This is a genomic window from Pseudoalteromonas sp. ASV78, assembly GCF_047806705.1.
Taxonomy (GTDB): domain Bacteria; phylum Pseudomonadota; class Gammaproteobacteria; order Enterobacterales; family Alteromonadaceae; genus Pseudoalteromonas; species Pseudoalteromonas prydzensis_A.
Map to the genome: position 1 here is coordinate 1,038,086 of NZ_JBLOPA010000002.1, position 25,768 is coordinate 1,063,853.

General features: G+C 41.0%; 20 protein-coding genes and 1 pseudogene. 10 read left to right on the forward strand and 11 right to left on the reverse strand.

All coding sequences use genetic code 11. The annotated features are described in order from the left end of the window. Positions 1-6: 6 nt before the first annotated feature. A complete protein-coding gene (locus ACMVDV_RS22455; RefSeq protein WP_416159746.1) occupies positions 7-1,491 on the reverse strand; it encodes a SulP family inorganic anion transporter in 1,485 nt (494 codons plus the stop codon). 695 nt (positions 1,492-2,186) lie between these two features. Between ACMVDV_RS22455 and ACMVDV_RS22460 the strand changes: the two genes are divergently transcribed. Beyond that, positions 2,187-2,744: a DJ-1/PfpI family protein gene (locus ACMVDV_RS22460; RefSeq protein ID WP_304181404.1), complete on the forward strand. Its 558-nt coding sequence runs from the start codon at positions 2,187-2,189 to the stop codon at positions 2,742-2,744. Positions 2,745-2,774: 30 nt separating this feature from the next. Beyond that, positions 2,775-3,173: a ribbon-helix-helix domain-containing protein gene (locus ACMVDV_RS22465; protein WP_416159747.1), complete on the forward strand. Its 399-nt coding sequence runs from the start codon at positions 2,775-2,777 to the stop codon at positions 3,171-3,173. A gap of 44 nt (positions 3,174-3,217) precedes the next feature. Here ACMVDV_RS22465 and ACMVDV_RS22470 read toward each other — a convergent pair whose 3' ends face one another. After that, positions 3,218-6,139 carry a TonB-dependent receptor gene (locus ACMVDV_RS22470; RefSeq protein ID WP_416159748.1) on the reverse strand — a complete coding sequence of 974 codons (2,922 nt, stop codon included), beginning with the start codon at positions 6,137-6,139 and terminating at the stop codon, positions 3,218-3,220. 161 nt (positions 6,140-6,300) lie between these two features. Next, positions 6,301-7,416, reverse strand: coding sequence for an FAD-dependent monooxygenase (locus ACMVDV_RS22475; protein WP_416159749.1), 1,116 nt, complete (start codon positions 7,414-7,416; stop codon positions 6,301-6,303). A 103-nt stretch (positions 7,417-7,519) separates the two neighbouring features. On the opposite strand from ACMVDV_RS22475, the gene ACMVDV_RS22480 reads away from it, so the two are divergent. Further along, a complete protein-coding gene (locus ACMVDV_RS22480; protein WP_416159750.1) occupies positions 7,520-8,407 on the forward strand; it encodes a LysR family transcriptional regulator in 888 nt (295 codons plus the stop codon). A 242-nt stretch (positions 8,408-8,649) separates the two neighbouring features. Here ACMVDV_RS22480 and ACMVDV_RS22485 read toward each other — a convergent pair whose 3' ends face one another. From ACMVDV_RS22485 to ACMVDV_RS22495, 3 genes are all read right to left on the reverse strand, one after another. Further along, a complete protein-coding gene (locus ACMVDV_RS22485; protein WP_416159751.1) occupies positions 8,650-9,201 on the reverse strand; it encodes a hypothetical protein in 552 nt (183 codons plus the stop codon). 62 nt (positions 9,202-9,263) lie between these two features. Beyond that, positions 9,264-10,151 carry a hypothetical protein gene (locus ACMVDV_RS22490; RefSeq protein WP_416159752.1) on the reverse strand — a complete coding sequence of 296 codons (888 nt, stop codon included), beginning with the start codon at positions 10,149-10,151 and terminating at the stop codon, positions 9,264-9,266. Continuing rightward, complete coding sequence (locus tag ACMVDV_RS22495) at positions 10,152-10,886, reverse strand: DUF3944 domain-containing protein (protein WP_416159753.1); 735 nt, start codon at positions 10,884-10,886, stop codon at positions 10,152-10,154. It lies immediately after the preceding gene. 874 nt (positions 10,887-11,760) lie between these two features. Here ACMVDV_RS22495 and ACMVDV_RS22500 point away from each other — a divergent pair. Next, positions 11,761-12,978: pseudogene (locus ACMVDV_RS22500) on the forward strand (IS4 family transposase). Between the two features lie 3 nt (positions 12,979-12,981). Here the strand turns inward: ACMVDV_RS22500 and ACMVDV_RS22505 are convergent. The 3 genes from ACMVDV_RS22505 to ACMVDV_RS22515 all read right to left on the reverse strand — a co-directional run bounded on the left by ACMVDV_RS22505 (position 12,982) and on the right by ACMVDV_RS22515 (position 16,081). Beyond that, positions 12,982-13,539, reverse strand: coding sequence for a hypothetical protein (locus ACMVDV_RS22505; RefSeq protein WP_416159754.1), 558 nt, complete (start codon positions 13,537-13,539; stop codon positions 12,982-12,984). 320 nt (positions 13,540-13,859) lie between these two features. After that, positions 13,860-15,611, reverse strand: a complete 1,752-nt coding sequence (locus tag ACMVDV_RS22510) for an SWIM zinc finger family protein (RefSeq protein ID WP_416159755.1) — start codon at positions 15,609-15,611, stop codon at positions 13,860-13,862. 224 nt (positions 15,612-15,835) lie between these two features. After that, positions 15,836-16,081 carry a YfhL family 4Fe-4S dicluster ferredoxin gene (locus ACMVDV_RS22515; protein WP_416159756.1) on the reverse strand — a complete coding sequence of 82 codons (246 nt, stop codon included), beginning with the start codon at positions 16,079-16,081 and terminating at the stop codon, positions 15,836-15,838. A 227-nt stretch (positions 16,082-16,308) separates the two neighbouring features. Between ACMVDV_RS22515 and ACMVDV_RS22520 the strand changes: the two genes are divergently transcribed. Together ACMVDV_RS22520 and ACMVDV_RS22525 are read left to right on the forward strand one after the other, a co-directional pair. Beyond that, complete coding sequence (locus ACMVDV_RS22520) at positions 16,309-16,599, forward strand: helix-turn-helix domain-containing protein (RefSeq protein ID WP_064664653.1); 291 nt, start codon at positions 16,309-16,311, stop codon at positions 16,597-16,599. Continuing rightward, on the forward strand, positions 16,589-17,881 hold the full coding sequence (locus tag ACMVDV_RS22525) for a type II toxin-antitoxin system HipA family toxin (protein WP_416159757.1): 1,293 nt from the start codon (positions 16,589-16,591) through the stop codon (positions 17,879-17,881). Before ACMVDV_RS22520 ends, ACMVDV_RS22525 begins: the two co-directional genes overlap by 11 nt. Here ACMVDV_RS22525 and yegQ read toward each other — a convergent pair. Further along, entirely contained in the window at positions 17,878-19,257 is a 1,380-nt protein-coding gene (gene yegQ, locus ACMVDV_RS22530; RefSeq protein ID WP_416159758.1) for a tRNA 5-hydroxyuridine modification protein YegQ, read from the reverse strand. The genes ACMVDV_RS22525 and yegQ overlap by 4 nt on opposite strands. A 126-nt stretch (positions 19,258-19,383) precedes the next feature. Beyond that, entirely contained in the window at positions 19,384-20,700 is a 1,317-nt protein-coding gene (locus ACMVDV_RS22535) for a PAS domain-containing methyl-accepting chemotaxis protein (RefSeq protein ID WP_416159759.1), read from the reverse strand. Between the two features lie 575 nt (positions 20,701-21,275). Here ACMVDV_RS22535 and ndk point away from each other — a divergent pair. From ndk to ACMVDV_RS22555, 4 genes are all read left to right on the forward strand, one after another. Then, on the forward strand, positions 21,276-21,707 hold the full coding sequence (gene ndk / locus ACMVDV_RS22540) for a nucleoside-diphosphate kinase (protein WP_008111339.1): 432 nt from the start codon (positions 21,276-21,278) through the stop codon (positions 21,705-21,707). Between the two features lie 171 nt (positions 21,708-21,878). Further along, positions 21,879-23,012 carry a bifunctional tRNA (adenosine(37)-C2)-methyltransferase TrmG/ribosomal RNA large subunit methyltransferase RlmN gene (locus ACMVDV_RS22545; RefSeq protein WP_145239689.1) on the forward strand — a complete coding sequence of 378 codons (1,134 nt, stop codon included), beginning with the start codon at positions 21,879-21,881 and terminating at the stop codon, positions 23,010-23,012. Positions 23,013-23,122: 110 nt separating this feature from the next. Further along, positions 23,123-24,892, forward strand: a complete 1,770-nt coding sequence (pilW, locus tag ACMVDV_RS22550) for a type IV pilus biogenesis/stability protein PilW (RefSeq protein WP_416159760.1) — start codon at positions 23,123-23,125, stop codon at positions 24,890-24,892. Further along, positions 24,889-25,767 (forward strand): RodZ domain-containing protein, encoded by an 879-nt coding sequence (locus ACMVDV_RS22555; RefSeq protein ID WP_416159761.1) that lies wholly within the window; start codon positions 24,889-24,891, stop codon positions 25,765-25,767. The genes pilW and ACMVDV_RS22555 overlap by 4 nt, the downstream gene beginning before the upstream one ends. Position 25,768 lies beyond the last annotated feature (1 nt).

The window sequence follows — 25,768 nt, forward strand, 5'->3', positions numbered from 1 at the left end:
TTCTCCTTAATGGCCTGCCATCATTTTTTCTACGGCAGCGGGGTCATCATGAATTGCAAACTTATCAACTACGGTTTGGGTTGCTACATTCATGCCCTTAATAGTGACTTCGGCACCTTCTCGGCGTAATTTAATCACCACTTTATCAAGTGCGCCTACACCACTGATATCCCAAAAATGCGCATGGCTCAAATCGATCGTGACATTGTCGGCTGCGTCTTTAAAGTCAAACGAATCAACAAATTTATCCGCTGTGGCAAAAAATACTTGGCCAGTCACTGTATACACTTTGTCGCCATTAGAACCCTCAGACTGTACCACCATAAAGCGGCTAATTTTATTAGCAAAGAACACCGCAGACAGTAATACACCAACAAACACACCCATTGCTAAGTTATGGGTTGCAACGACTACGACCACAGTAGCAAGCATAACTATATTGGTTGAGAATGGGTGCTTTTTAAGATCGCGAATAGAGCTCCAAGAAAAGGTACCAATTGACACCATGATCATTACTGCAACCAATGCTGCCATCGGAATGAGCTTTAACCACTCATCTAAAAATACCACCATAATTAACAAGAAAGTACCGGCTACAAAAGTAGATAAGCGGCCACGGCCACCCGATTTAACATTAATAATTGACTGACCAATCATCGCACAACCGGCCATACCACCTAATAAACCCGCGCCAATATTGGCGACGCCTTGGCCTTTACACTCACGGTTTTTATCGCTTGAGGTGTCAGTTAGGTCATCAACGATAGTGGCCGTCATCATTGACTCTAATAAGCCGACAATAGCAAGGCCTATTGAATAAGGTAAAATAATTAACAAGGTGTCTAGGTTTAGCGGAACATCAGGCCATAAAAAGATAGGCAAGGTATCGGGGAGCTCGCCCATGTCACCCACGGTACGAATATCAAGCCCCATAGTCATGGCAGCGGCAGTCAGTACCACAATACACACTAACGGCGAGGGAATGCTTTTACCGATAACTGGTAAGTAAGGGAACAAGTAAATAATACCTAAACCAGCGGCGGTCATCGCATAGACATGCCAAGTAACATTGGTAAGCTCTGGCAACTGCGCCATAAATATCAGTATTGCTAAAGCGTTAACGAAGCCAGTAACCACCGAGCGCGAGACAAAGCGCATTAAGCTGCCAAGCTTTAAATAACCGGCAATAATTTGCAATACACCAGTGAGTAAAGTAGCGGCAAGTAAGTATTCTAGGCCGTGCTCTTTTACTAGCGTCACCATTAACAGTGCCATCGCGCCGGTGGCCGCAGAGATCATACCGGGTCTGCCACCAACAAAGGCAATCACAACCGCAATACAAAATGAAGCATAGAGGCCGACTTTAGGGTCAACACCAGCAATAATAGAAAACGCGATAGCCTCAGGGATCAAAGCTAATGCGACCACAATACCCGCAAGTAAGTCGCCACGAATGTTAGCGAACCATTCGAGTTTAAATTTTTCGAACATAGAAAACCTTGTTTTATGTGTTATCAATTTCATCATGCAAAATTCTTTTAACTTAACACGCTCACACGCAAAGCAATGCCCTGCTTTGATACGTAAATCATTTAGCCAAAAGTAAAAACACAATTTAAATTGATAAAAATTCGATAAACCACAATTTCAACATAGCAATACATTAGCGTATCGACAGTTAACGCGTTGAACAGGGTGCTTAAATATTTTTTGATGGCGCAAACAAGCACCTGCTGAAAACAGCAATTGATAGCCATTTAAATTATGGCAATTTAGAGGGGGGAAAACCTAGGGCGGCGTAATGCGCAAAATAACGAGCCTTATACAAAAAAAGTTGCTGCGATAATAAGCTAATTTCTCATTAAAATCAATTGCAGCGAATAAACAGCACTCGACTTAGAATCGGTTGGGGTTTTTAACTATGTTATGTAAAACATATATTTTAACCATGCTCCAGCAGGTATTATTTAGATCAACAAAGCCACTGGAGATAAGTTATATATCAGCTTTCTGGTTATTCAAGTCATTAAAACAATAAGGAATTGAACACAGCAGCTCCCGCTATTGTAGTATTAGAATATTACCCGCTGCTGATTTATATGTGCTTTACTAAACACTCACGGTATTAGCGTGTACTTAATTTCCACTCTGATACGTTTACGCACAATTAAGATCTGGAGCAAAACATGGCTAAAGTACTTATGATCACCGGTGACTTTGTGGAAGACTATGAAAACATGGTGCCTTTTCAAGCATTATTGGCAATGGGTCATCAGGTTGATGCTGTATGCCCTGATAAAAAAGCGGGTGATACAATCGCCACCTCAATTCATGATTTTGAAGGTGATCAAACCTATACTGAAAAACGCGGTCATAACTTTGCGCTCAACGCGACATTTGCCAATATTAATGCCGCTGATTACGATGCGCTGTATTTACCCGGTGGTCGTGCCCCAGAATATTTACGTTTGAATGCGAAAGTAATCGAAATAATTCAACACTTTGCCACAGCTGATAAACCAATTGCTTCTATTTGCCACGGCCCGCAACTGCTAACCGCGGCAGGTGTGATCACAGGTAAAAAAGTATCTGCTTACCCAGCTTGCCAACCTGAAGTGAAAATGGCGGGTGCCGAGTACGTTGAGTTACCAATGGATGGCGCCATTACCGATGGAAAATTGGTAACAGCACCAGCATGGCCTGCGCACCCAGCCATGTTAAAACAGTTTGTAGCCTTACTATAATCACCGCTGTGCAGCATCAAGAGGTAAATTATGTGCCAACTTTTCATTAATGCCGACAGCCGGTTATGGACTTGTCGAACCAAATCACTGCGTATTGATGGTGTAGTTACATCGATTCGTTTAGAAGAGTTTTTTTGGGATATTTTAGAAGAAGTGGCTTTTCGCGATCAAATGACCGTCAATCAAATGATCACTAAACTGTACCTTGAGTCTCTTGATGCTGATCATGATATTGGTAATTTCACCTCGTTTTTGCGAGTGTGTTGTTCTCGTTACTTATCGCTGGTGGCCGATGGCAACTTAAGCCGCGAAGATACGCTACCGTTAAATGACATCGACGCTAGTTACGTTTTAGAACAAGAAAAACTGCGTACCAGTGTGCGCAAAAGCCAATATCACGATACATCGTTAAAGTCTTCACTTAACTAACCTGAACGCTGGATAATAAATCTATCGCCAGCGTTCAGGTTAACTTAAAAGCTGTAATTAAACCCGGCGTAATAACGGCGGCCTGAGTAACTGGTATTCAACAAACGAGCGCCGGTGTCTTTACCCAAGCGTGTAACGGATTCTGACTGCGTTAAGTTAATTACCGCTGCGGTAAAGCTTAACTTATCGGTAACGTTATACGCGGCGTTTACGTCTACTTGCTGGTATGGGTCTTGATACACATTTAAACCACTGTTAATACCGAGCACGGTTTCGCCTCGTTTATTGTATGACGCGCGAATATTAAAGCTATCCCCTTCATAATAAACCGAGGTGTTATATTGGTAATCGGCACTGCCTATTAATGGCGATTCAGCAAACTTTTCACCTGCAACCGTCACATCAGCCTGATTGGTGTTGTTATACGTGTAGTTAGCATAAATACCAAAGCCGCTATCAAAGGCGTGTTGAATAAACACTTCCACCCCTTTAGATACGGCATCGCTACCATTACCTACCGTGCTGTAAGGCGAAATAGTAATAGTACCAGCATCAACAATACCCGCTTGGCCTGCAAATTCACGCTGTGAATCAATCACCAATGGCACCACAAAGTTATCTACCTTTTTATGAAATAACGCCACACCTAATGCAGAGCCTGGCGCATAGTAATACTCAACAGATAAATCGGCTTGTACAGACTCAAATGCTTTTAAATTTTTATTACCGCCACTGCCGCTAAACCCTGGTTGCTCGTTAAACGCAGCACGATCAGCAGCCCATTCATCAGATACGAAAATAATACGTTGTTGGCTGCCTAAATCACCGTAATCGGGGCGCGACATCACTTTAGCAAGCGCACCACGTATCACCACATCGTCGCTGGCATCCCACGCAATATTTAAACTTGGTAATACGTGAGTGTCTGTTGTTTGTTGTGTGATCAATTGGTATTGCTCAACCAAGCGATCATCGCCAGTGACCGGCTCGCCCGTTTCGTCATCGGTTTCATCGAGCAAAAAGGTATACAAATCAGTTGAGGCGCTGGTGGTTTTAGTTTGCACTACCCGTACGCCTAAATTACCGCGTACATCACTGTATTCAAAATCCCCTTGCAAATAAAACGCGCTAATTTGCTCGGCAATATCATAGACAAAGTTATCTTCAATGCGGGTATACGGCACATAGTTGCTGTAAATATAATCGCGATATTTATGCCAATTAATGGTCGGCATGAGGTTGATATTAAAACCACCAGCAATATTGCCCTCGCCCGCGCTGTTAAACACATCTTGCGCTGCTGGCATACCATTATTCCATTGATAGCTATCAAATTGAGTGATACCGCCTGCGCTGGCCTCGCCTGCGGCAATATCAAAACTCGGATCAAGGAAAAAGTTGTTGCCAGTTTCACGGTGCAGTGATGCATCGCGGTATTTTGCACCAGTGCGAATGGTGGTAAACATACCCCAATCAACATAAAAATCAACGTCGGCTTGGTAGTAGTTTTCTTCCAGCGTGCTGCGTACAAAACTTGAATTTGATGAGCCTGCATCACGACCACCGCCAACACCTGCGAGTAAATTATTCAGTGTGTTAGGGTCAATCTGCATCGAAATACGGTCATCTGTTATTGACCAAGCGGCACTTTGCGATGCATTCTCAATATGACTTTGTCCCTCACCCGCGTTTGAACTTTTATACGCTGCTTGCCAACTTTCTTTTGGCCCACCTTTAGCTTTAGTTTTACCCGCCACAAAACGTGCTGTAAAGTTATCGCCTTCGTAGCTTAAGTTAAAATCAAAAGTATCAGAGGTTGATTCTTCATCGACATAACTGCCACGTAGCCACGGCAATTGCATATCTTTTTCAACGCCACTGGCGATTGCACTGTAATCCATTGCAGTGACAATTGTGCCGCTTTCATCCAGTGTAACGCCTGTTAAAAAGTCCGGATTTAGCGCCCATTCCGGCATATCAACCACAGAGTCGCTGCGTTGTTGCTGTAAACTAAAACCAAAGTAATTAAAACCTAGTTCAATGCGATTAGTTGGTCGCCACTGGGTTGTAAACTGCACGCCTTCACGTTCACGCTTTTCATTCACAACAGAGCTGCGCACCACTTGCGGAAACCATATATTCTCATAACCTTGCCCGTTGGCATCAGTCACAACGCCCCAGTCATTACTGTTATCAACCGCGTTGCCATTTACATCACTGGGCTGCGCGCCATTATAGCGCCATACATTGGCATCAGTACCACCAGAGAGCGTGCGATTGGTGCGCTGTTGATGGGTATAGCCAAGTAAAAAACCAACGCTATCACTATCGTTTTTCCATGAATATAAACCAGTAAACTGAGGTTCATAATCTTCTGTTACATCGGCATAGGTACTTTCAACATTAAAAACCCCCGAATTAGCCTCCATATCCAGCGGTTTGCGGCTATGCATTAATACCGTACCGCCCACGCCTCCTTCATCAAGGCGCGCTTCTGGGGATTTAAATACTTCAACACTTGCGATCATCGCCGATGGCAACAAAGCATAATCGAATGAACGCGATGGCTCCCCCGGTGATGAGGCAATAAAATTACCATTTAACTGGGTGTAAGTTAGATCAGACGATAAACCACGAATGCTCACCGTTGAGCCTTCACCGCCTTCGCGGTCAATCACTACACCCGGCACTCGTGCTAATGAATCAGCCACGTTTTTATCAGGGAATTTACCAATATCTTCAGCCGTAATGGCATCCACAACAGAACTCGATAAACGCTTCACCGCTAAGTTCTCAGCCATGCTAGAGCGAATACCTCGCACCTCAATCACTTCCATATCTTTTTCAGCTGGCGTGTTCGTTAACTGCTCAGCAGCAGCCACATTCATAGCACTAAAAACCGATAAACTAAGAACAGAAAAACGCAGCGATGCTGCTAAAGGTGAGTAACACGTTGAAGTTGCCATTGAATGTGCGAGTCCATTACTGGTTAACAATTGTAAAGGCGGCAATTGTACACAGCCAGACTTAATGGATTGTTAACCATAACTTGCAAGTAACTGAATAAGCGAACAAATAACCACCTCATCAATAGCCTTGCTCGCACCAAAGTACACAGCTCGAGAGGTTAATTACTCAAGCCTTGCATCCATAACGTTACTAACTGCTGGGCAGAGATACCTAACGCTGGTGTCTCATTAGTGTCAGCTGCTGTAGTGAAAATTTTCTGCGCAACTTGGCGACCAACACGTTGAGAGGCTGAGGTTTTATCTATACGCTGTTGATAAAAAGCCGTTAATGCGTGCTCTAAATCATCATACTTTTCTAACACCCGCACAAGATGCCAAGCATCTTCCAGCGCCTGACATGCCCCCTGCCCCGAAGTTGGTAAAGGAGCGTGAGCCGCATCCCCCATAATCAGTACATTACCCTGATGCCAATATGGCAAACGGTCAACATCATGTACAAATATTCGTTTGAGTGAGTTTTTATCATAAGAATTAAGCACCTGCTGTACAGCATCTGGCCAAGTTAAAAAGCGTTGATGCATTTCTTCATACCAAGCAGATAGCGGCCGCGCTTTATCAATAGCTGTACTCCACCCAGCAGCCCAATAACAGAGATCAGCTTTAACCGGCACAATACCAAAGCGCTCGCCACTGCCCCGAAAATCATGGATCACATTATCTAAAGTGCTTGGTTTTAACTGGCTAATAGCAATAATATTAATAAACCCCTGATACTGAGGAGTGATCTTTTCAGCATATAAGAATTGCCTTACCACAGAGTTCATCCGCCCATCAGCACCCACAACTAAATCATAATCTTGTTTTAGCTGAGCAATCTCTGATGCGGTTATCGTGCAGTTAAAATGTATGTTTACCCCTAAATCAGCTAATGTGCCGCCCAGCACACTCATAAGATCACGGCGCAATATACTGATACTAGAAAAACCACTGAGTGTATTTACTTTTGCAATATCAAATTCACTTTGCACAGTGCCATGCCGATCACGCTGACGCATCAGCAAAGGCATACCACCCAGCGCTTGGAGCTGTTTATCCAAGCCCATTTGCTGTAACACAAACATTGCATTCGGCCATAACGTTACCCCGGCACCAATAGAGGAAATTTCACTATCGCGCTCAAATATGCTCACCTGATAGCCTTTTCGTGCTGCAAGAATGGCCAGCGCTATTCCCCCGATACCCGCACCCACAATGGCAATTCGCTTGCTGTTCATATTCTTTACCTCAATAATTAATTGAATAACCATTATCACAAAGTCATTTTTTAAGATAAATTAGTAATAATTGCGTTATTAATCCCATATTTTGAGTTAATTAATGATTGAGAAAATCGAACTTCAGTGGTTACTCAGCTTTCAGTGTGTATATGAACAACTGAGCTTTAAACTCGCAGCCGAACAACTGCTATTGCCTACATCGAATGTTAGCCGCCATGTCGCGTTATTAGAGAAGCAACTTAATTTAAGGTTATTACAGCGTACCACCCGAAAAATGATTGCAACGGCTGCGGGTAAACAGCTTTATCAAGCTATCGCACCACTGATACAAGCAATGGATGACTCGCTAGAAGAGGTGTCTTTGTCTGGTGATTCTCTTACCGGGCATCTTAAAATCATCATGCCTGATCTGCCTTTTTTAGCCGAAATAAGCGCAGAGTTTTGCTCTGTGCATCCACAAATACAGCTAAGTTGCGATACCCAATTAAACCCAAGCGAAGGCTTGTTAGAAGGATTTGATTTGGTGCTACGCTTTGGCCGTGGGCCATTGGACGATTCAGGTTGGGTCGCTAAAGAGCTGCTACGTTGGCCAAGTTGCATTGTTGGCGCGCCACAACTGATCAACAATACACCACCGCCTCGCTCACTAGATGAGTTAAGTAAAGCTCCTTGTATTACTAGCTTATCAGTACTACAAGGTATGCCTTGGCGGTTTAAACAGCAACAAGCAGTGCAAGTAAAATCTAATTTTAAAGTAAACAGTGGCAACATGGCCAAAGCCGCTGCACTAAAAGGACTCGGCTATGCTATTTTACCCATTCACGCATGCCAAGAAGATATAGACAACGGCTCATTGATCAATATTAAACTCGACCATGAACCAGAAGATCTGGTGTTATACGCATTTTATGCAGGCAGGAAATACCCGCTAGAAAAAGTGAAAGTTTTTTTAGAATTCTTAAAGTCTAAATGCATTGAGCTTAACTAAGGTATCAATGCAGTTAGAATTAGATGCATGTATAAACTGCTGGCAGAATCAACAAATCATTTTTGCTGTTTATTACTCTTTAATAATAGAAAACCCTTCAAACTCCATTTTATACCCTTTGTTATTTTTTGTATTACACAATAACGCTAACTTTAAAAAATTATAACGATGCATGTACTACATCGCCTTTTGTATGGCTTTTGCATTCAGTGAGGTGGTTTTAAACAATTGACTATAACGTTTCAAATTCTAAAATTTAGTTGGCTATTTAGCTCATTCAAATACTCGACAAAACACTCTTCTATATTTTTAAGCTTCGCTATATCGAACTCCCTAGTATTACCTGTACCGTATAAAGCATAGTCCTCATCTTCAGGGTCTATTCCATGTTCAACTTCATTGCATAATTGCTCAAACATGTCTCTATTAATGTAGGGTGCTTCGCTACAAAATTCTTCAACTGTATCTATTAAATCAGCATGAAACTCGTCAAAATTATCACGTTCTAAATTCTCTGGAAATTCAACTAAAGAGTCATAATAATCTTCTAGTTCACAAGCTAACCTATCTAGTTCATTTGCATCAAAAATATATTTTTCAGACCCGTTATCATAAGCAATGTGTAACTCTGTATGGTCTTCTAACTCAGCTAACAAACTCTGCAAACATGAAACCATAACGGCTTCATCAACTAAGGCTTGTGAATAAGCAATTTCTAGCTTTTCATAATCCGCTTTAATTTCTTGCTCTATTTCTTTTTTATTTATATTTAATTCATTTCCAATGAACGACATATTTACCACCTATAAATTTCTTTTTATCAATTACTTACTAAGGCGATAACTAGCAACTTGCGCTAGTTAGCCGAGGTACTGACCGGCGCATACTCTAAGTTTTTATTAATATTTGCAGCTAATATGGCTTGGTTAATTTCAGAGTTAAAAAGTTCTTTTAAAAGGTCTTCTTTATTATTCATTAGCTGTATATGTTGAGGCGCGTTACCACTTATGACCTCTCGAACCTTAGAGTTACACCAAGTTTTATAGTTGGCTAAAATATTTGTGTATCTTTTTGCTGAAGTTGCAAGAATATGATCAGCCATTTTATACTTACCATAACGCTCATAAAGCTGAGTCTCTAGGCTAATTGTTTTAGGTAATAAATCCATCATCATATTTACAAAATCAAACATAAGTTTTGCATGGCGCTCGCTAGCCGTATCTACGTAGTCAATTAAGTTATCAATTAATGACAGAAGCTCATTTCTTTTAGCTGCTAGTTGTGCCATGTATTGCTCTGCAATACCTTGTGACTCTTCAACAAGTGCTTTATCTAGTAGAAGAACTCTCGCTGATTCTATCAAGCCAAAATACTCAGATAGTTTTCCCATAAAGTACAATACGTTTTGCGAATGTACATCTTGCGAAACTAAATCTATCTGGTCTTGTAACTTATCAATTTTATTAGCTAAATACATAGTTTGCGCAACAATAGCTCCTAAAATAAGTCCTGTAGATAAACCAGTAACAGCAAGTTGAATAGCCTGTGTAGATTGAACTTGTTTTAAAATAGTCCCTATGCCTTCAGTTGAATCAACTGTTTTTTCAATTAATGGCAACCATTGCTCTACCCCTTTATTACTAATGGCAAGACCATCTCTCAACCATATCGTTCCTTTTTCTAAGCCCTCTATTACTTCTGGCTTTACTTTAGACCAATCAATAATTAATATTTTTTCGTACATTTAAAAATGATCCTTATTTTCTAATTCTTGGCGCATAGCAGCTACTTGAATAACCGCTGGAAGAGTAACTCTAAATGCAGGGCCTGTAATCGCAGGAACAGTTATTAAACCATTAATAGCCCAACCTATTGGGCCAGCAAAAATGCTAAGGGTTCGTACAAGTGTTGCATTAGCCGCTAACTGCAAACCTTTACCCATGATCATTCTGGCAATAGAGTTAGCAACAATTAACGCAACTTGATAACTAGCAAAACCACCAAGCTTTATTGCCGTAATTATTGCCGTCATTGCTGCAGGGCCTGCTAGTTTAGGATCTACCTTTAACGCTTTTGTTAACTCTTTTTTCTGCTCATCGGTCATCTCTTCCCAAGAAGATTCAATTAGCTTAGCAAACATTGCTTTTTCTATTTCAATAGTGGCTGCATCAAAATCTGTTTTCACTTTAATACGCTTACACACATCCACTAAAATCTCACGATATGTAACACCGGTTCGACGAACAAGGTTAACCAACGTATCACCACCATAATGCTGAAGCTCTGAAGCTACACTCTTCCATATTTTGCTATAGCCACCTTTAGCATCAATAAATGCTTTATCTCCAGATAAAGATTCTGTGTTTCGCTTTTCACCATCTTTATCAAATATCAAATGCTTGACGAGTACTTCTAACATTTCTGTATCTGCATACTGTAAAAATGCTAAATCTTTATCTTCTCTATATTTATGTGACATCTGTATTCCCTGTTTTAACTAATGGTTAATCATATTGATTTATTATGTGCTTATTTATAATAGACATTATTTGTTAATGCCTATTCATAGGTTGGATCTTAAGAAAACTTGAAGTTGAACTCTGTTAATGATCAAATAGTTACGCCAATAAAAACATGATAAAAAACAGAGTTCACATGCAGATTAACCAAGTTTCAAATCAATTAAAAGCCCCTATCTCAGAAAACACCTCATTGAGCTTGCAAAAACCTCTGGATTTCAAGTTCGACACAGTTGCCTGTCGATCGTTTCTCTGCTCAAAGCTGTGTTCAAAAGCTTATGTTTTATCTGCCATACGATGTTTAAGTGTGCGATCTCGACATTTAGAGCGAGTAAGTGCAGTTATCTTTGGTTAGATGATGTTCTGGATTGCATCGAGCAAACACAGTGTAATCGTAAGGTACACCGTGTACTTAAGCTACTAGCGGTAAATTGTAAGCGGCAATCCATTGAAAAAAATAATGACATTTGCCGTTTTAAAATAGGAAGTCACACGATCTGTGTTCCTTAAGAACTAAGCTATGAAAAGATACTAAAACACTTCAATTTCATGTTGTAGTTGCGTAATTCTGTTGCCAAACGCATGCAAAAGAGTATCACTATTTAAACCCCAACGACCACTAAGAAAAGGCACTACGACTAGTAAACTCTTACCTATTTTACTCCAGTATAAAGTGCGTTTTTCTCCTGTATCTACACTAATAACTTCACTTTGTATCAACTCAACACCATCAGCACCCTAAAGTATCCCCAAAATTAGCCTTTATATATCAATGAACTAATAGTGTTAAAAAATGTGGGTAGTGAGGGAACATTCATGGTGTTTTGTGATCTTATGAATCGCTTAAAAACAACAGAACTAAACACCATGAATGCGTCTACTATTTTGCGCAATATGCTCCGCGCTGTCACCCCTAACTCTATCCATAAAGCCAGATTTAATACTCTAGTCGCTGCCGTTAAATCTCTTTTGCACTGTCAGCAATGCACCTTGACATCTATTGGTCGCAATTTGGATTCAAAAACAACTGAAAAACATGATATTAAGCGTATTGATCGACTACTCAATAACCACGAGCTTTTGCGTGAATCGACATCGGTTTATGTTCGCTTAAGCCGTTTTGTGGTTACTGAAAAGCATCCCGTCATATTGGTTGATTGAAGTCATGCAGATACACAAACCAAATACTGTATTCTGCGTGCTAGCATTGTCAGTGAAGGTCGCTCTTTGACCTTATACCAGCAAAGTGCATTCAGCTTTCAATATCATTGCCCAAAAGTACAAAAACGGTTCTTAAAGATGCTCAAACTGATCTTGCCGAGTGATTGCCGCCCCGTCATTGTGACGGATGCGGGCTTTAAAGTTCCCTGGCTCAAAGCCGTGCGGAACAATAGCTGGCATTATATCAGCCGGGTTCGAGGTACGGCACACTTGAAAACGCAGGACAGCGATGAGTTTATTCCATGCCAGTCACTATTCAAGAACAATCAACGTAAGAGCCGGTATCTTGGCGCGACCGAGCTGACCAAAAGTGCAAAATATCAAACGCATGCAGTGTTGGTTGGCAAGGGACATAAGTTATTAAAAAGAGATAAAGAACGCGGTTATAAAGAGCCTTGGCTACTCGTTTCTTCACTTCCAAAAAGGCACCATTTTCTCGAAAAAGTGCTCAAGCTATATGGTATGAGAATGCAGATAGAGGCAGGGTTTCGAGATCAAAAAAGTGTTAGATTCGGCTTAGGCTCAGATCTGCACAGAACGAACAAACTCAATCGATTAGACATACTTTTACTGCTCGCAACTCTGGTTCATTGGTTCTCAATGATGCTGGGTGCAGTGATAGACAAAGCAGGAAAGACAGGCGCTTTTCAAGCTAACTCAACCAAAAACAGACGAGTAGTGTCATGGGCATTTGTTGGGCTGCGATACTTCAAAAAACAGTCCATAAAACTGCGACGGCGAGATTATTTGGAAGGGCTAGCCTATTTCGTGCAAGTGGTAGTGAAACTCGATTGGAAAAATATGGATGTGAGTGATGTAATTGAAACTTAATGATTATTTCTGGGGATCCCTTAGATCAGCACCTGCAAAGAACATTAAGAAATCCTTTAGATAGTTTACCCCAGTACATATAATCAATTTTGGCTGATACTGCTTACGTAGTGCAGTATAAAAAGGAAAGCGATTGAAGAAACACCAATTATTAAATAGGTATTTACTAGCAAAACCCGTTGCTATATCAAAGTCATGCTGATGCCACAAATCGTCGGCGGTAGAATTAAATGCTATAGGGTACAAATTAAGTTTAAACAGCTGCTGTCCAGATAACTGCTCTACATTACGATAAGACGCCACTGGCTGTTGTTGGATAGCCTGATAAAGCTTGGCAAATCGTACCCCATAGGGATAACTAATACTATCTTTCCAGTCAAAATCTGTTTTTTTAACTGGTATAGCTCCTCTTTGCATCTGCAACGTCAATCGCTCATAGTATTCATTCGCAGCGGCCGGTTCTATACCCCACTCAATAACGCACAACCAAATATCAGCTTCTGGATTACCACCATCGCAACCGCTAAAAGAGCAGACCCAGGGTTTTATTTTTTCTAACATTCATTATCTCCGAAGTTCTTTTCTTACATGATTAAAAGAGACAGGCTGTTAAATCTATCAAGCATTTTTCCTTCAATTTTAAAACTTATATCTACACGATTAATATTACTAATGATTAATATCGTCAAAATATCAACCAAATGCGTCTGCGATCAGATAAAGCTACGCGAATATTAACCCAATACAATTTTGCAGACACTGTCTGCAAAATTAGCAACAACCATCGGCTGTTTTATGCCCCTCGATTCGCTTTTACATCTTGTGCTTGTTCAGGTCTAGTGTTAGTAAATTTCATCTATTTGCACATTCCACTGGCTTATTTATTTTTTGCTTAAAAACAATCTCGGAAAATATTCACGCAACAGCTTCATCATATTACGTTTTTGTTTAAAATCCTTAATGAGAGCGGCAATCATGTTATACAGTGGCGTGCAGTCAGCACTCTTATCTTTTAAGCTTTTTTCTATTTTAATTAATAGATTAGTTGCTTCACGGTAGGCGTCGTTATTGGTTTTTTCAATTATGTCGCTCAGTGACTTATGATACAAGTCTATCGACTCTTGTGGGTGCTGCGCCATAATTAGATCAGCCAACTTTATCAATTGGCTCGACTTAACCTTATGTTTTGCGGCCCATGAACGCGCTTTTTCGATGTCATGCTGATCAATATAAAAATCCAGTAATTCTCTCGGATAATTAGTAAAGCGATGAACCCCTTTATTTAGCTGAGTGCCTTGGTTTGAAAGAGATAGCAATAATTGCTCTACAGTTTGCGTAAACTCTGCATCAATGACGCCGGTTTTTTGTTGTAACGCTTGTAAATCTTTAAAGCCATTAAAACTCGGGTTATCTGCAAATATCTGCCATGCTATGGCCCATGCCGCTTTAAATTCTGATAACTCAAGGCGAATATCAATTTCATCACGTTTACATGCAAGCAGTTCGTGCGGTTTGCGCGCGCGTTGATAGGCTTGCTTTAAATAGTATTCGGCATCTAACAGGTCATTACGCGCTTTGCAAAGCGCCGTTATTTTTAAGTAATCAGCTGAATCATGGGCGGTTATTTTAATTAAACGCAGTTGCTGTTGCCAATCATCCTGCGCTTGCGCGTGTTTTATTAATACCGACGTAAGGCGGGTAAGTGCGCTTTTTTGTCTCCAGTCATCAAAATCAACACCCGCTTGCAGGCGTTTTTCTATTGCTGCTGCACAGTGTGATAAAAACAAGGCATTGACACTTGGCGTTATCTCAAAATCTTCTGGCACACGAGGAAACACATCGTATTTATAGTCTGCAAAATGCTCAAAAATCCACTGCGCTTTTTGTTCATCAGACCAAGGCAGTTGATTAAAAAGTTCGCTTAGGTTTTGGTTAAGTTGCCCTTCGATTTCAAAGCGAAAGCCGCCAGAATCATCTATTTCTTCAAGTACATCATTTAAACGCACCAAGGCTTTAAGGGTTAATTTCCATTGCTGTTCAACGGACAGTTTTGCTATTGCAGGCAATATCAATTCAAACAATGAGTCTGCACCAGCAAAATAGCTACTCACCTCATTCCAGCCCCACACTGGCGTTTTAGGCAACGCTTTGGTGATAAGTTTACTTAGCTCGCTGGCGTCCAGTGCCTGTTTGTCGTTTGACATCATCAGTGCCCACTTGTCGTATTCATGCTCTGAACCATCTAAAAAGCCCATGATTATATTAGTAAGTTCATCGCTGGGTTTATCTAAAAACCACGCGATTAATTCACTGCGCTCATTGTCTTGCGTTGTGTCATTAGCGTTTACGTCGGCGAATTCAGCTGCGGATAAACTATTTACTTTGAGTGCAACGGCAACGGCGTGTTTGCATATCTCTTGATAATCGGCAGCAGGGCAGGTGCAGCTTGCTAAACACTGCCCGCTGGCACTCTTTTCTAAACTGACTTTGTATTTATACTGCCCCATCACGCTTGCCATTGCTTGATTATCAATAATCAGTAATTTGCTCACACTATTTGACGCATACAATTCACAACCCAGATCGAAGGTTTTGCTGGCCGCGCGTTGCTTTATATCATTTAAATCAAACATCGCAATAATCCTTATTTCAGGGAATATCATTTATAAATTAAAGAGTTATCATACCGCACTGAGCATGCTTTTTAGAGTAAAAAATAATAAATTGGTACTAACAATAGACTTGCTTTAATTAAACACTTATGAGATTACACTATTGCTTTTCATAAAAACTAAAAACGAGAGACATTGCCTCTCGTTTTAAAATCACGCTCGTTGAATAACAAAAAAATACTAAACTAACCCATCAACCTCACATACTTCTCCGCCAGTTGATCTATACTTTCACGATAGTTCGGATCGGGCTTTATACAATCAATGGGGCATACACTCACGCAAGTCGGTTTGTCGTAATGGCCGACACATTCGGTGCATTTTGCGGGATCTATTTGATAAATTTTAGCGCCCATATAAATGGCTTCGTTAGGGCACTCTGGGTCGCACATGTCACAGTTAATGCATTTACTATTTATTAGTAGAGCCACTTTAGCCTCTTTTATTAGATCTAGTACTGCTAGCATAAATTTCAGTAGTAAATTATGCATTTTATTCTGTGTTGCTTTGTTGATCTTCATCAATAAAAATTGTAACAGGCAATTCGTATTCAACCATTCACTTTACAACCAACAAATAGACACTATAATGTCCATTAAACTTTAAAAAAAGAAGCTTTAGATACAGTAGCATCCAAATTAATTCGAGTGAGTTTATTATCAATTATTTATTGTTAAGCGAAGGTGATGTGCAGCTGGCTTTTGCCGAGCACTTAAAAGGGCTTCGAAAAAAAGCAAAAATGTCTCGCGAGGCTTTAGCGAAAAAAAGTACGGTACCTGCATCCACAATAAAGAAGTTTGAGGTTACAGGGCTTATTTCATTCAGACAGCTATTGCTTTTGTGGCAAACACTCGACGACTTAACTCGTTTATATGACTTAACAAAAGTGCCAGCTCAAAATAAAAATGCGCCAACGTCTATTGATCAGGTGTTAAACAATGGCCTTTAAACCCATAGATAAGCTAGAAGTAAAACGAACATTATCAGATTCATCAGAGTTAATGGTGGGTGTACTTGCTCAAAATAGGCAAGGTGTTTACTTTCAATTCGATCAAAACTATTTAGACACATACGGTAATCTTTCGCCATTTTCACTCGCCTTTAATAGAGAGGTTCAGTTAGCACCTAAAACCCCACACAACGGGTTGCATGGGGTCTTTTCTGATTGTTTGCCTGATGGGTGGGGTTTACTACTACAGGACCGCGTATTCAGACAAAATAATATAATGCCTAACTTTGTGACCGCAATGGACCGCTTATCTTTTGTTGGCCACTCGGCTGTAGGAGCATTATCGTTTACGCCTGAAACTCATTATGATGGCAAAAATGACGATGAAGCTGGTCTTGCTACATTAGGTCAACAAGCTCAAGCAATATTTGACGGGCAAACAGAAGAAGTGCTTTCTGCATTAGTAGCTGCTGGCAGCTCCGGCGGTGCACGACCTAAGGCTCAAATTTATTTTCCTGACAATAATATACAAGAATGTAGAACAAAGCCTAAAACGGGCGATGATGCTTGGTTAATCAAATTCACATCCAAAAACCTCGCTTTAGGACATGAGGAAGGGTTATGTGAAGCTGTGTATTTGAATTTAGCTGAACAAGCGGGATTAAACCCACCTCAGAGATTACTAGTACCCGCCCCAGAAGGAACCGGTGCAAAGCAATGGCTTGCCTTAAAGCGATTCGATAGGTTTAAATTAATGGGTGATAAAATGGGCTGCAAACATATGCATAGTGCATGTGGCTTGCTGGATGCTGATTTCCGTACACCTACATTAGATTATGAGGATTTAATTAAAGCGAGCCGTGTTTTATGCAAATCACCTGCTGCAGGGCAATTACAATTTCGTCGAGCGATGTTTAATTTATTTAGCTGTAATCAAGATGACCACAGTAAAAACTGGGCTTTTTTACAAGAAGATTCAGGTGAGTGGGATTTAGCGCCTTTTTATGATGTAACTTTTAGTCCTCATCCTTTTAACGAGCATGCGACTTCATTTGCCGGATTTGGAAAAAACCCACCACTAAAAGCGATTCAAAAGCTGGCCTCTGCAGCAGGTTATGCAAATTGGAAGCAGGTACAAGTGATCATATCTGAAATAGCAGAGATTATTTTCAACTTTAAAGACACAGCTAAAGCACTCGACGTAAATAAGCAAACGATTAACTTAATAGAGCAACAGCTTGATAATACGTACGCCATGAATAAGCATTTAGTCGGTAGTTAAACCGCTTGTTTAAACGGATTGCGGGTGTCTTGGTTTTCATCCAGATTACGCATTAATATCGCATGTTCTAAATCGATAGTATCAGGCAGTGGAATTTTTACAATATGGCCTGAACCTTTGGCATCAGTGATGCTTTCGCCTTTTTTGTTTTCCATACATTCAAGCACAAAGCTGATATTACCTTTGGGGGTCATCAACTCTAATGAATGACCTACACAGAATTTGTTTTTAACATCAATCTCAACCAAACCACTGTCACTACGACCAAGTACTTCACCAACAAACTGTTGTTTATCGGACACCGAATGACCGTATTCATAATTTTGATAATCTTGATGGGCGTGGCGTTTTAAAAAGCCTTCGGTATAACCGCGATGCGCTAAGTTTTCCAGCGTTTTAAATAAGTTGGCATCAAATGGGCGCCCCGCTACCGCATCATCAATGGCTTTACGGTACACTTGCGCAGTGCGCGCTACATAATAAAACGACTTAGTGCGGCCTTCTATTTTTAAGCTGTGCACGCCCATTTTTGTTAGCTGCTCTACGTATTGTACGGCGCGTAAGTCTTTCGAATTCATAATATATGTGCCGTGTTCATCTTCAAACGCGGGCATGTATTCACCCGGGCGACCTTGCTCTTCAAGCATCACAATATCGTTACTTGGTGCGCCTTCGCCAAGTGTTGGGATCACATCTTTGGGATCAAATTTATGCACCATTTCACCGGTTTCGTTCTCAACAGCTGGTTTTGCGTCGTAGTTCCAGCGGCAGGCATTGGTACAAGTACCTTGATTTGGATCGCGCTTATTAATATAACCCGATAGCAAACAACGCCCAGAATAGGCCATACACAGTGCGCCGTGTACAAATACTTCTAGCTCTGTTTCTGGGCAAAGCGTGCGAATTTCACTTATTTCTTCCAGCGATAACTCGCGGGATAAAATCACTCGCTCAATACCTTGCTTAGCCCAAAACTTAACGCTGGCGTAATTAACTGCATTGGCTTGCACGGATAGGTGAATTGGCATATCTGGCCACTTTTCACGCACTAACATGATGAGTCCAGGATCTGACATGATCAGCGCATCGGGTCCCATCGCAATTACCGGTTCAATATCACGTAAATACGATTTTACCTTAGCATTGTGCGGGGCTATGTTTGATACTACATAAAACTTTTTATTCAGTGCGTGCGCTTCATCAATGCCTATTTTTAATGTTTCCAGATCAAACTCATTATTACGCACTCGCAGGCTATAACGAGGTTGCCCGGCATACACCGCATCGGCGCCATAGGCAAAGGCGTAACGCATATTTTTTAAACTACCTGCAGGTGAAAGTAACTCAGGGATAAACGGGGTGATAATTGACGGCATGCGCGCTCCATACATCGAACCGAGGTCAAGTCGGTTGCATGAATAACCTGAAAATCAGGGTAACTAATTAAAGCGCGGCAGTATAGGGGTAGTTAAATATAGATGTTTTGATCGAAATCATAAAACTCACTTTAATTGATTGGCAAATTGACTCACCGCATCCACTACTTGTTGTGCGCCTTTTTTAATATTCGTCATCACAGAGCCGGATTCAGTGGACAAATCGAGTCCTTCTTGTGCTTTTGCTTTGCCTTGCTCAATTGCTTTTACGCTTGATTGGGTGAGTGTACGGTTTTGTTGCACAACCTCGACAATTTCTTCTGTGGCTTTACTGGTTCTCGACGCTAGTTGGCGCACCTCGTCAGCAACTACCGCAAAACCTCGCCCTTGTTCACCCGCCCGCGCAGCTTCAATCGCGGCATTTAAAGCTAACAGATTTGTTTGATCGGCAATGCTACTAATGCTTTGCACTATGCTAGCAATTAACTGCGATTGTTTATCCAGCGCTGATATTTCATCCCCCGCTTGCGACATTTGTACCGCAAGTTCGTTCATCACTTTTACTGTTTGCTCAATAACAGCCGCCCCTTGGTCGGCAAGGTGGTCAGTTTCAGTTGAGGTGCTATACGCAATATCAGCTGCTTCTGAAATTGCTAACTCGCGCTCAACTTGATCAGTAATAACAGTAGCGAATTTCACTACTTTATAGAGTTCGTTTTGTTCATTAAAAATAGGGTTGTACGACGCTTCAAGCCATACGATATGGCCGTGACGATTGATACGTTTAAATCTATCAGCAACATATTTACCTTTTTTTAGCTGTTGCCAAAAGGCTTCATACTCTGGTGAATTTGCCTCTTCTGGTTCACAAAAAATACGGTGATGTTGACCCACAATCTCATTGAGCGAATAACCCATTCCCGTTAAAAAGTTTTTGTTTGCTGTCAACACAATACCATTAGTATCAAATTCAATAACCGCCATTGCTCGGTGCAATGCCTTAATTAAATCCTGGTGCTCGCGGGAGGTTTCAATTGTGCGGGTTAGTACATTGGAGTGCAGAGTAAATTCAACTAAGTTGCCTTGCTCATCAATGATCGGTTGTAAAATACTTCTTAGCCATGCTTGCTCTTCGCTTGCTTGCAAAAACTGTAATGCACCTACCCAGTGTTCTCGCTTTGTAAGTGCATGCTTCAAACTATTAAAGTGTGCTGTTTTTTTGGCGTTAGCTGGCACAAAACTCAGTAAGTTTTTACCTAGCAACTGCTGATCTGAATACCCTAACTCATTTGCAAAATTTTTATTTTGCGAAGTAATTAGCCCAGCTTTATCAATCGTTAATACCAGCATTTCCTCATCGAGGCTTTTTTTAACCTGTACTAACCTAAAAAGCTTACTTTTTAATTCAGTTATTTGGGCGTTTAAAGATTTATTAAAAAACATAGCAACCTACTATCAATCAAATGGATGAAATAAATCACGAATACATTACAACCTGCACTTTATTTCGTAATGATAACTAGAGTGTAAACCAAGTACCTAAATTTAGTAGAGCATTACTAAATTAATCACAATTAAGCTAAAAAGAATATTTATTGCTCTGGAGCCTATAGAAATTTAGATAGTAAATGCCCAAAAGCATAAAAACGTTTATCAAAAACCATGTTTTAAACAAAAATTTATAAAAGTATTAATGTTCACTTTAAAGGAACAGCTACATATAAAGCGCCCCACAAGTTATGATTACGGAGTGCTGCCTGCACTAAAAAATAATCCCAGAAAAACTATGTAACTTATTATTGGCAACAGTGGTAAATACGTAGCCCCTTGCAACGTTGGATCATTAATTTATCAATTAACAGCATCACGCTTTCCTATGCGTGGTTGCCTTGCATTTTAAAATCACAAGATTGTCATCAAGCTAGTTTTTAATAAAACTAGGCATTGCCTAGTAAAACGCGTATAATTCGCGCCCGTTAATATTCACACTTTTACTTAAAAATTATTGGAGCATAAAGATGGCTTTAGAGCGTACTTTCTCAATCGTAAAACCTGATGCAGTTGCTAAAAACCACATCGGCGCTATCTACAACCGTTTCGAAACTGCTGGCCTTAAAATCGTTGCAGCTAAAATGGTTCACCTTTCACAAGAGAAAGCGGAAGGTTTCTACGCAGAACACAGCGAGCGTCCTTTCTTCGGTGCTTTAGTATCTTTCATGACATCTGGTCCAGTAATGGTTACCGTTCTTGAAGGCGAAAACGCTGTTCTTAAAAACCGCGAAATCATGGGTGCTACTAACCCTGCAGAAGCACTAGCTGGTACTTTACGTGCTGACTACGCTGATAGCATCGACGAAAATGCTGTTCACGGTTCAGACGCTGTTGAATCTGCTGCTCGCGAAATCGCGTATTTCTTCGCAGACGAAGAGCTTTGCCCACGTACTCGTTAATTCGAACGCGCTAAGCAAACGTAAAAAGGGCTTTCGGGCCCTTTTTTAGTCATTAGTTAAAGTATTAATTAGTCAATTTATGATGTTTTACTTAATGATTAAAGTGAGTGAATTGTGTACAATTCGCCTTTGTAAATTTTTATCACCACCGTCACTGATTAAGGTTGTTTCATGACCACTGAGCAAAAAAAGATTAACTTATTAGATTTAAACCGAGATGCAATGCGCGAGTTATTTGTATCGTTCGGTGAAAAGCCATTCCGTGGCGATCAGGTGATGAAATGGATTTATCATTTTGGCGTTGATAACTTTGACGAAATGAGCAATGTTAACAAAAAGCTGAAAGAAAAACTTAAAGCGGAATGTGAAATTGTCGCGCCAGAAATTACCGTACGCCAGCAAGCCAGTGACGGTACCATTAAGTACGCGCTGATCCTTGAAGGGGGCCAAGAAGTTGAAGCCGTGTGGATCCCTGAAAAAGAGCGCGCTACTTTGTGTGTGTCCTCACAAGTAGGTTGTGCGCTTGAATGTACATTCTGCTCAACAGCGCAGCAAGGGTTTAACCGTAACTTAAAAGTATCTGAAATTATCGGCCAAGTTTGGCGTGTAGCCAAAGATATTGGCCTTGATGGTAACAGTGAAAAGCGTCCAGTCACCAACGTCGTTATGATGGGCATGGGCGAGCCTTTGCTTAATCTTAAAAACGTCGTTCCAGCCATGGAATTGATGATGGACGATTGGGGCTTTGGTTTATCTAAACGCCGCGTTACTTTAAGTACCTCAGGTGTCGTGCCGGCGCTTGATTTATTAAAAGAAAAAATCGACGTTGCATTAGCTATTTCTCTACACGCGCCTGATAACGCACTACGTGATATTTTAGTGCCAATTAATAAAAAGTACCCAATTGAAGAATTTTTAGCGGCGTGTCGTCGTTACATTGATGGCTCTAAAGCCAATAAAGATGTGACCATTGAGTATGTGATGCTAAATGGTATTAACGACAGCACAGATCAAGCCCATGAATTAGTGAAAACGTTAAAAGGCACTCCATCAAAAGTGAACCTAATTCCGTTTAACCCATTCCCAGGCAACGAATATACGCGTTCAAGTAACAGCCGTATTGATCGTTTCTCAAAAGTACTACAAGCTGCTGGTATTACTTGTATTGTGCGCCGTACTCGTGGTGATGATATCGATGCGGCCTGTGGCCAATTAGTCGGTGACGTCGTTGACCGTACTAAACGCTTAGCGAAAAAGAAAATGCGTGATGATAATGCGATTGCGGTAAATATTCACCAAGCATAACTTTTTGACCCTTCAGAAGCCCTTTGTGTATGTTTATTTTTAAATAAATGATGCAACATAAGGGCTTTTCGGTAATATAGCGGCATGGACAATAATAAAGAGACGAAGTAATGCGATCTTTACTTGCTTTAACTATCAGTGCACTCGCTTTAACAGGGTGTGTTACTGAAAATAGTTATGATGGCAATGACAAACCAGTCGTTGAAAATAAAATCAATAATACCGGCGCAGCACGTACCAGAATAGCCTTAGCATTAGAATATTTAAGCACTGGTAACAGCTCGCAAGCAAAGTACAACCTCGAACGCGCCGCGTCTTTCTCTCCTGATCTTCCTGAAGTCCATTATTCATTTGCTTATTATTACCAACAAGTTGGCGAAAACGTACAAGCCGATAAAGCCTATCAAAAAGCCATAAAAATTGATCCCAACGATCCAAACACGCGCAATAACTATGGGGTATTTTTATGCGGTATTAACGAGTACGACCGCGCCACAGAGCAATTATTAAAAGCCATTGAGATCCCAAGCTATATACGAGTAGCAGAAAGTTATGAAAACTTAGCATTGTGCGCCATTGAATTTGATGACTTTGATAATGCTGAAAAATATTTTAAATCGGCGATTAAGCACAGTTCAATGCGTGCCTCATCACTGATCAGTTTAGCCGCTTTGTATTACGCAAAAAGTGACTTACACAAAGCAAAAGAAGTGCTGCTGCGTTATGAAAACAGTGGTCGAGTATCGTCTCGCTCATTATTACTAAGTTATTTAGTTGAACAGCGCATGGGCCATATTGAAAAAGCCGAAACCACTGCCGCCACGATATTACAAACCTACCCAACTTCAAGTGAAGCTAGGCTGATCCGTGAGCAACAAACCAAACGCAGTGAGTTTGAAATACTGCGTTCACAATATCGCCAAGCTAAATTAAATGAATTACAAGCTAGTAGCCCTGCGGGAGAGGTGATCTCAGCGCCGCAAATACGCATTGTAAAAAAGAAAAAAGCGCCAGCAACTAGCACGTCGGCGCAAAATAGTGCGACTCAAATAACGCCTATGGATACAGGCTCTGTACTTGCGGCTTTAAATACCGCTGCTGTGGTTGTTGCGCCGCTGCCAACCAGCGCTGATACAACGGCCGTAATAACCAACCAAACTGAAAAAAATAATGATGCTGCAGCAGTGATGTCTGCTCTGGAAATAGAGCACACACCCACTAAAGCTGTTGCAACAGCTGCGGCTGTACCCAGCGTGCATTTGGCAGCAACGCCGTCATCGCAAACGCCTGCTAACGCTAATAAACCACAAGATGAAGTTAAGATAGTTTCTTTTGGTACGGCTACGGGTAACCAAGCAGTTGCAAATAGCAGCCAAGCTGCAACCCCAAGCCAAGCACAATTTAATAATGAATTAACGGATGCCGAAAAAGTCGTTTTTTACCAGCCAAAACGCAACGCCGCCGTCTTCGCAGCGTCAGGTTATAGCTCAGCACCTGAGATCCGCTTTCAAGATCCGCAACAAAATACTCAAGCACCGTTGCTAAACTCGCAGATCCCACAATTAGCTACGCCTTACCATGTTTTACAAGATGGTGAAAACCTATTTAGCATTTCAGTGCGATACAATGTTAAACTACAAAAATTACTGCAATGGAATGCGTTGAAAGAATCTGATCGCGTGGTCAATGGGACGAAAATTTATCTCAATGATCCCAACATTTATTACGAAATTAACATCGGTGATACTTTATATAGTATTGCCACCAAGCGTCGCTTGTTAATTGATCAGTTAATGCGATGGAATAAATTAAGCCCAGATGTTGCACTTAAACCTGGGCATAGACTATTACTAGTGGACCCTGAATCATACGCATTATGAATGATGAAAATACGGAATCAACAACGCTCACTCTTGGCCAAACTTTAAAAAGTAGCCGCGAGCAAGCGAATGTCAGCTTAGAAGAGCTGGCAAAAAATTTAAAATTATCGGTGTTGCAATTACAACGTCTTGAGAATGACGAACACCACTTAATTGGCCCTGCTACCTTTGTTAAAGGTTATGCAAAAAGCTATTGTCGCGCCTTTAATTTAGATACTGCGGCCGTTTTAGCGCTGTTCCCTGAACCACAGGAAACCGTTAAAAAAACCAACATGCAAAGCTTTTCTAAGCGAACTGAAAAAGAAGCCCACGATAATCGATTAATGCTAGTGAGTTACGCTATTTTAGCGATTGTTATTGGCTCTTCTGCATTATGGTGGTGGCAAAACTCGACCCCTGTTGATAAGCAGGTTGTGACACAGTCTTTAAATAGCATGACTGAAAGCACGACGACTTCACCACAGCAGGCGCCCGTTTCGCAACTAGAGCAAGCAGGCCCTGATGAAGCTATTGACGACTTTGCAACACAAGCTGACGAACAACTAGCTGAACCGCAAGCAACTCAAGTCGAAACAACTGACCCAGAAATAACAGCGAGCGAAACGCCAAGCCAGCCGCAAACTGATGGACTCGGTACTATTATTATGCATTTCAATGAAGAAAGCTGGGTTGAGATCCATGATGGTAAAGGCGATAAAGTGGCGTTTGGGGTAAAAAAAGCCGGCTATGAGATGACCGTTTCAGGGCACCTGCCTTTTTCTATCGTGCTAGGAAAACACCAAGCTGTTGATATCACACTTGATGGTGAAAAGATTGATATTTCAAATTTCCCAAAAAACCGTTTAGCAAAATTTAATTTACCGTTAGCAGAGTAGT

Excerpts from the sequence above, each read along its gene's own strand:
- ACMVDV_RS22455 (WP_416159746.1), bottom strand. The coding sequence starts at position 1,491 with ATGTTCGAAAAATTTAAACTCGAATGGTTCGCTAACATTCGTGGCGAC.
- ACMVDV_RS22460 (WP_304181404.1), top strand. The coding sequence starts at position 2,187 with ATGGCTAAAGTACTTATGATCACCGGTGACTTTGTGGAAGACTATGAA.
- ACMVDV_RS22465 (WP_416159747.1), top strand. The coding sequence starts at position 2,775 with ATGTGCCAACTTTTCATTAATGCCGACAGCCGGTTATGGACTTGTCGA.
- ACMVDV_RS22470 (WP_416159748.1), bottom strand. The coding sequence starts at position 6,139 with ATGGCAACTTCAACGTGTTACTCACCTTTAGCAGCATCGCTGCGTTTT.
- ACMVDV_RS22475 (WP_416159749.1), bottom strand. The coding sequence starts at position 7,416 with ATGAACAGCAAGCGAATTGCCATTGTGGGTGCGGGTATCGGGGGAATA.
- ACMVDV_RS22480 (WP_416159750.1), top strand. The coding sequence starts at position 7,520 with ATGATTGAGAAAATCGAACTTCAGTGGTTACTCAGCTTTCAGTGTGTA.
- ACMVDV_RS22485 (WP_416159751.1), bottom strand. The coding sequence starts at position 9,201 with ATGTCGTTCATTGGAAATGAATTAAATATAAATAAAAAAGAAATAGAG.
- ACMVDV_RS22490 (WP_416159752.1), bottom strand. The coding sequence starts at position 10,151 with ATGTACGAAAAAATATTAATTATTGATTGGTCTAAAGTAAAGCCAGAA.
- ACMVDV_RS22495 (WP_416159753.1), bottom strand. The coding sequence starts at position 10,886 with ATGTCACATAAATATAGAGAAGATAAAGATTTAGCATTTTTACAGTAT.
- ACMVDV_RS22505 (WP_416159754.1), bottom strand. The coding sequence starts at position 13,539 with ATGTTAGAAAAAATAAAACCCTGGGTCTGCTCTTTTAGCGGTTGCGAT.
- ACMVDV_RS22510 (WP_416159755.1), bottom strand. The coding sequence starts at position 15,611 with ATGTTTGATTTAAATGATATAAAGCAACGCGCGGCCAGCAAAACCTTC.
- ACMVDV_RS22525 (WP_416159757.1), top strand. The coding sequence starts at position 16,589 with ATGGCCTTTAAACCCATAGATAAGCTAGAAGTAAAACGAACATTATCA.
- yegQ (WP_416159758.1), bottom strand. The coding sequence starts at position 19,257 with ATGCCGTCAATTATCACCCCGTTTATCCCTGAGTTACTTTCACCTGCA.
- ACMVDV_RS22535 (WP_416159759.1), bottom strand. The coding sequence starts at position 20,700 with ATGTTTTTTAATAAATCTTTAAACGCCCAAATAACTGAATTAAAAAGT.
- ndk (WP_008111339.1), top strand. The coding sequence starts at position 21,276 with ATGGCTTTAGAGCGTACTTTCTCAATCGTAAAACCTGATGCAGTTGCT.
- ACMVDV_RS22545 (WP_145239689.1), top strand. The coding sequence starts at position 21,879 with ATGACCACTGAGCAAAAAAAGATTAACTTATTAGATTTAAACCGAGAT.
- pilW (WP_416159760.1), top strand. The coding sequence starts at position 23,123 with ATGCGATCTTTACTTGCTTTAACTATCAGTGCACTCGCTTTAACAGGG.
- ACMVDV_RS22555 (WP_416159761.1), top strand. The coding sequence starts at position 24,889 with ATGAATGATGAAAATACGGAATCAACAACGCTCACTCTTGGCCAAACT.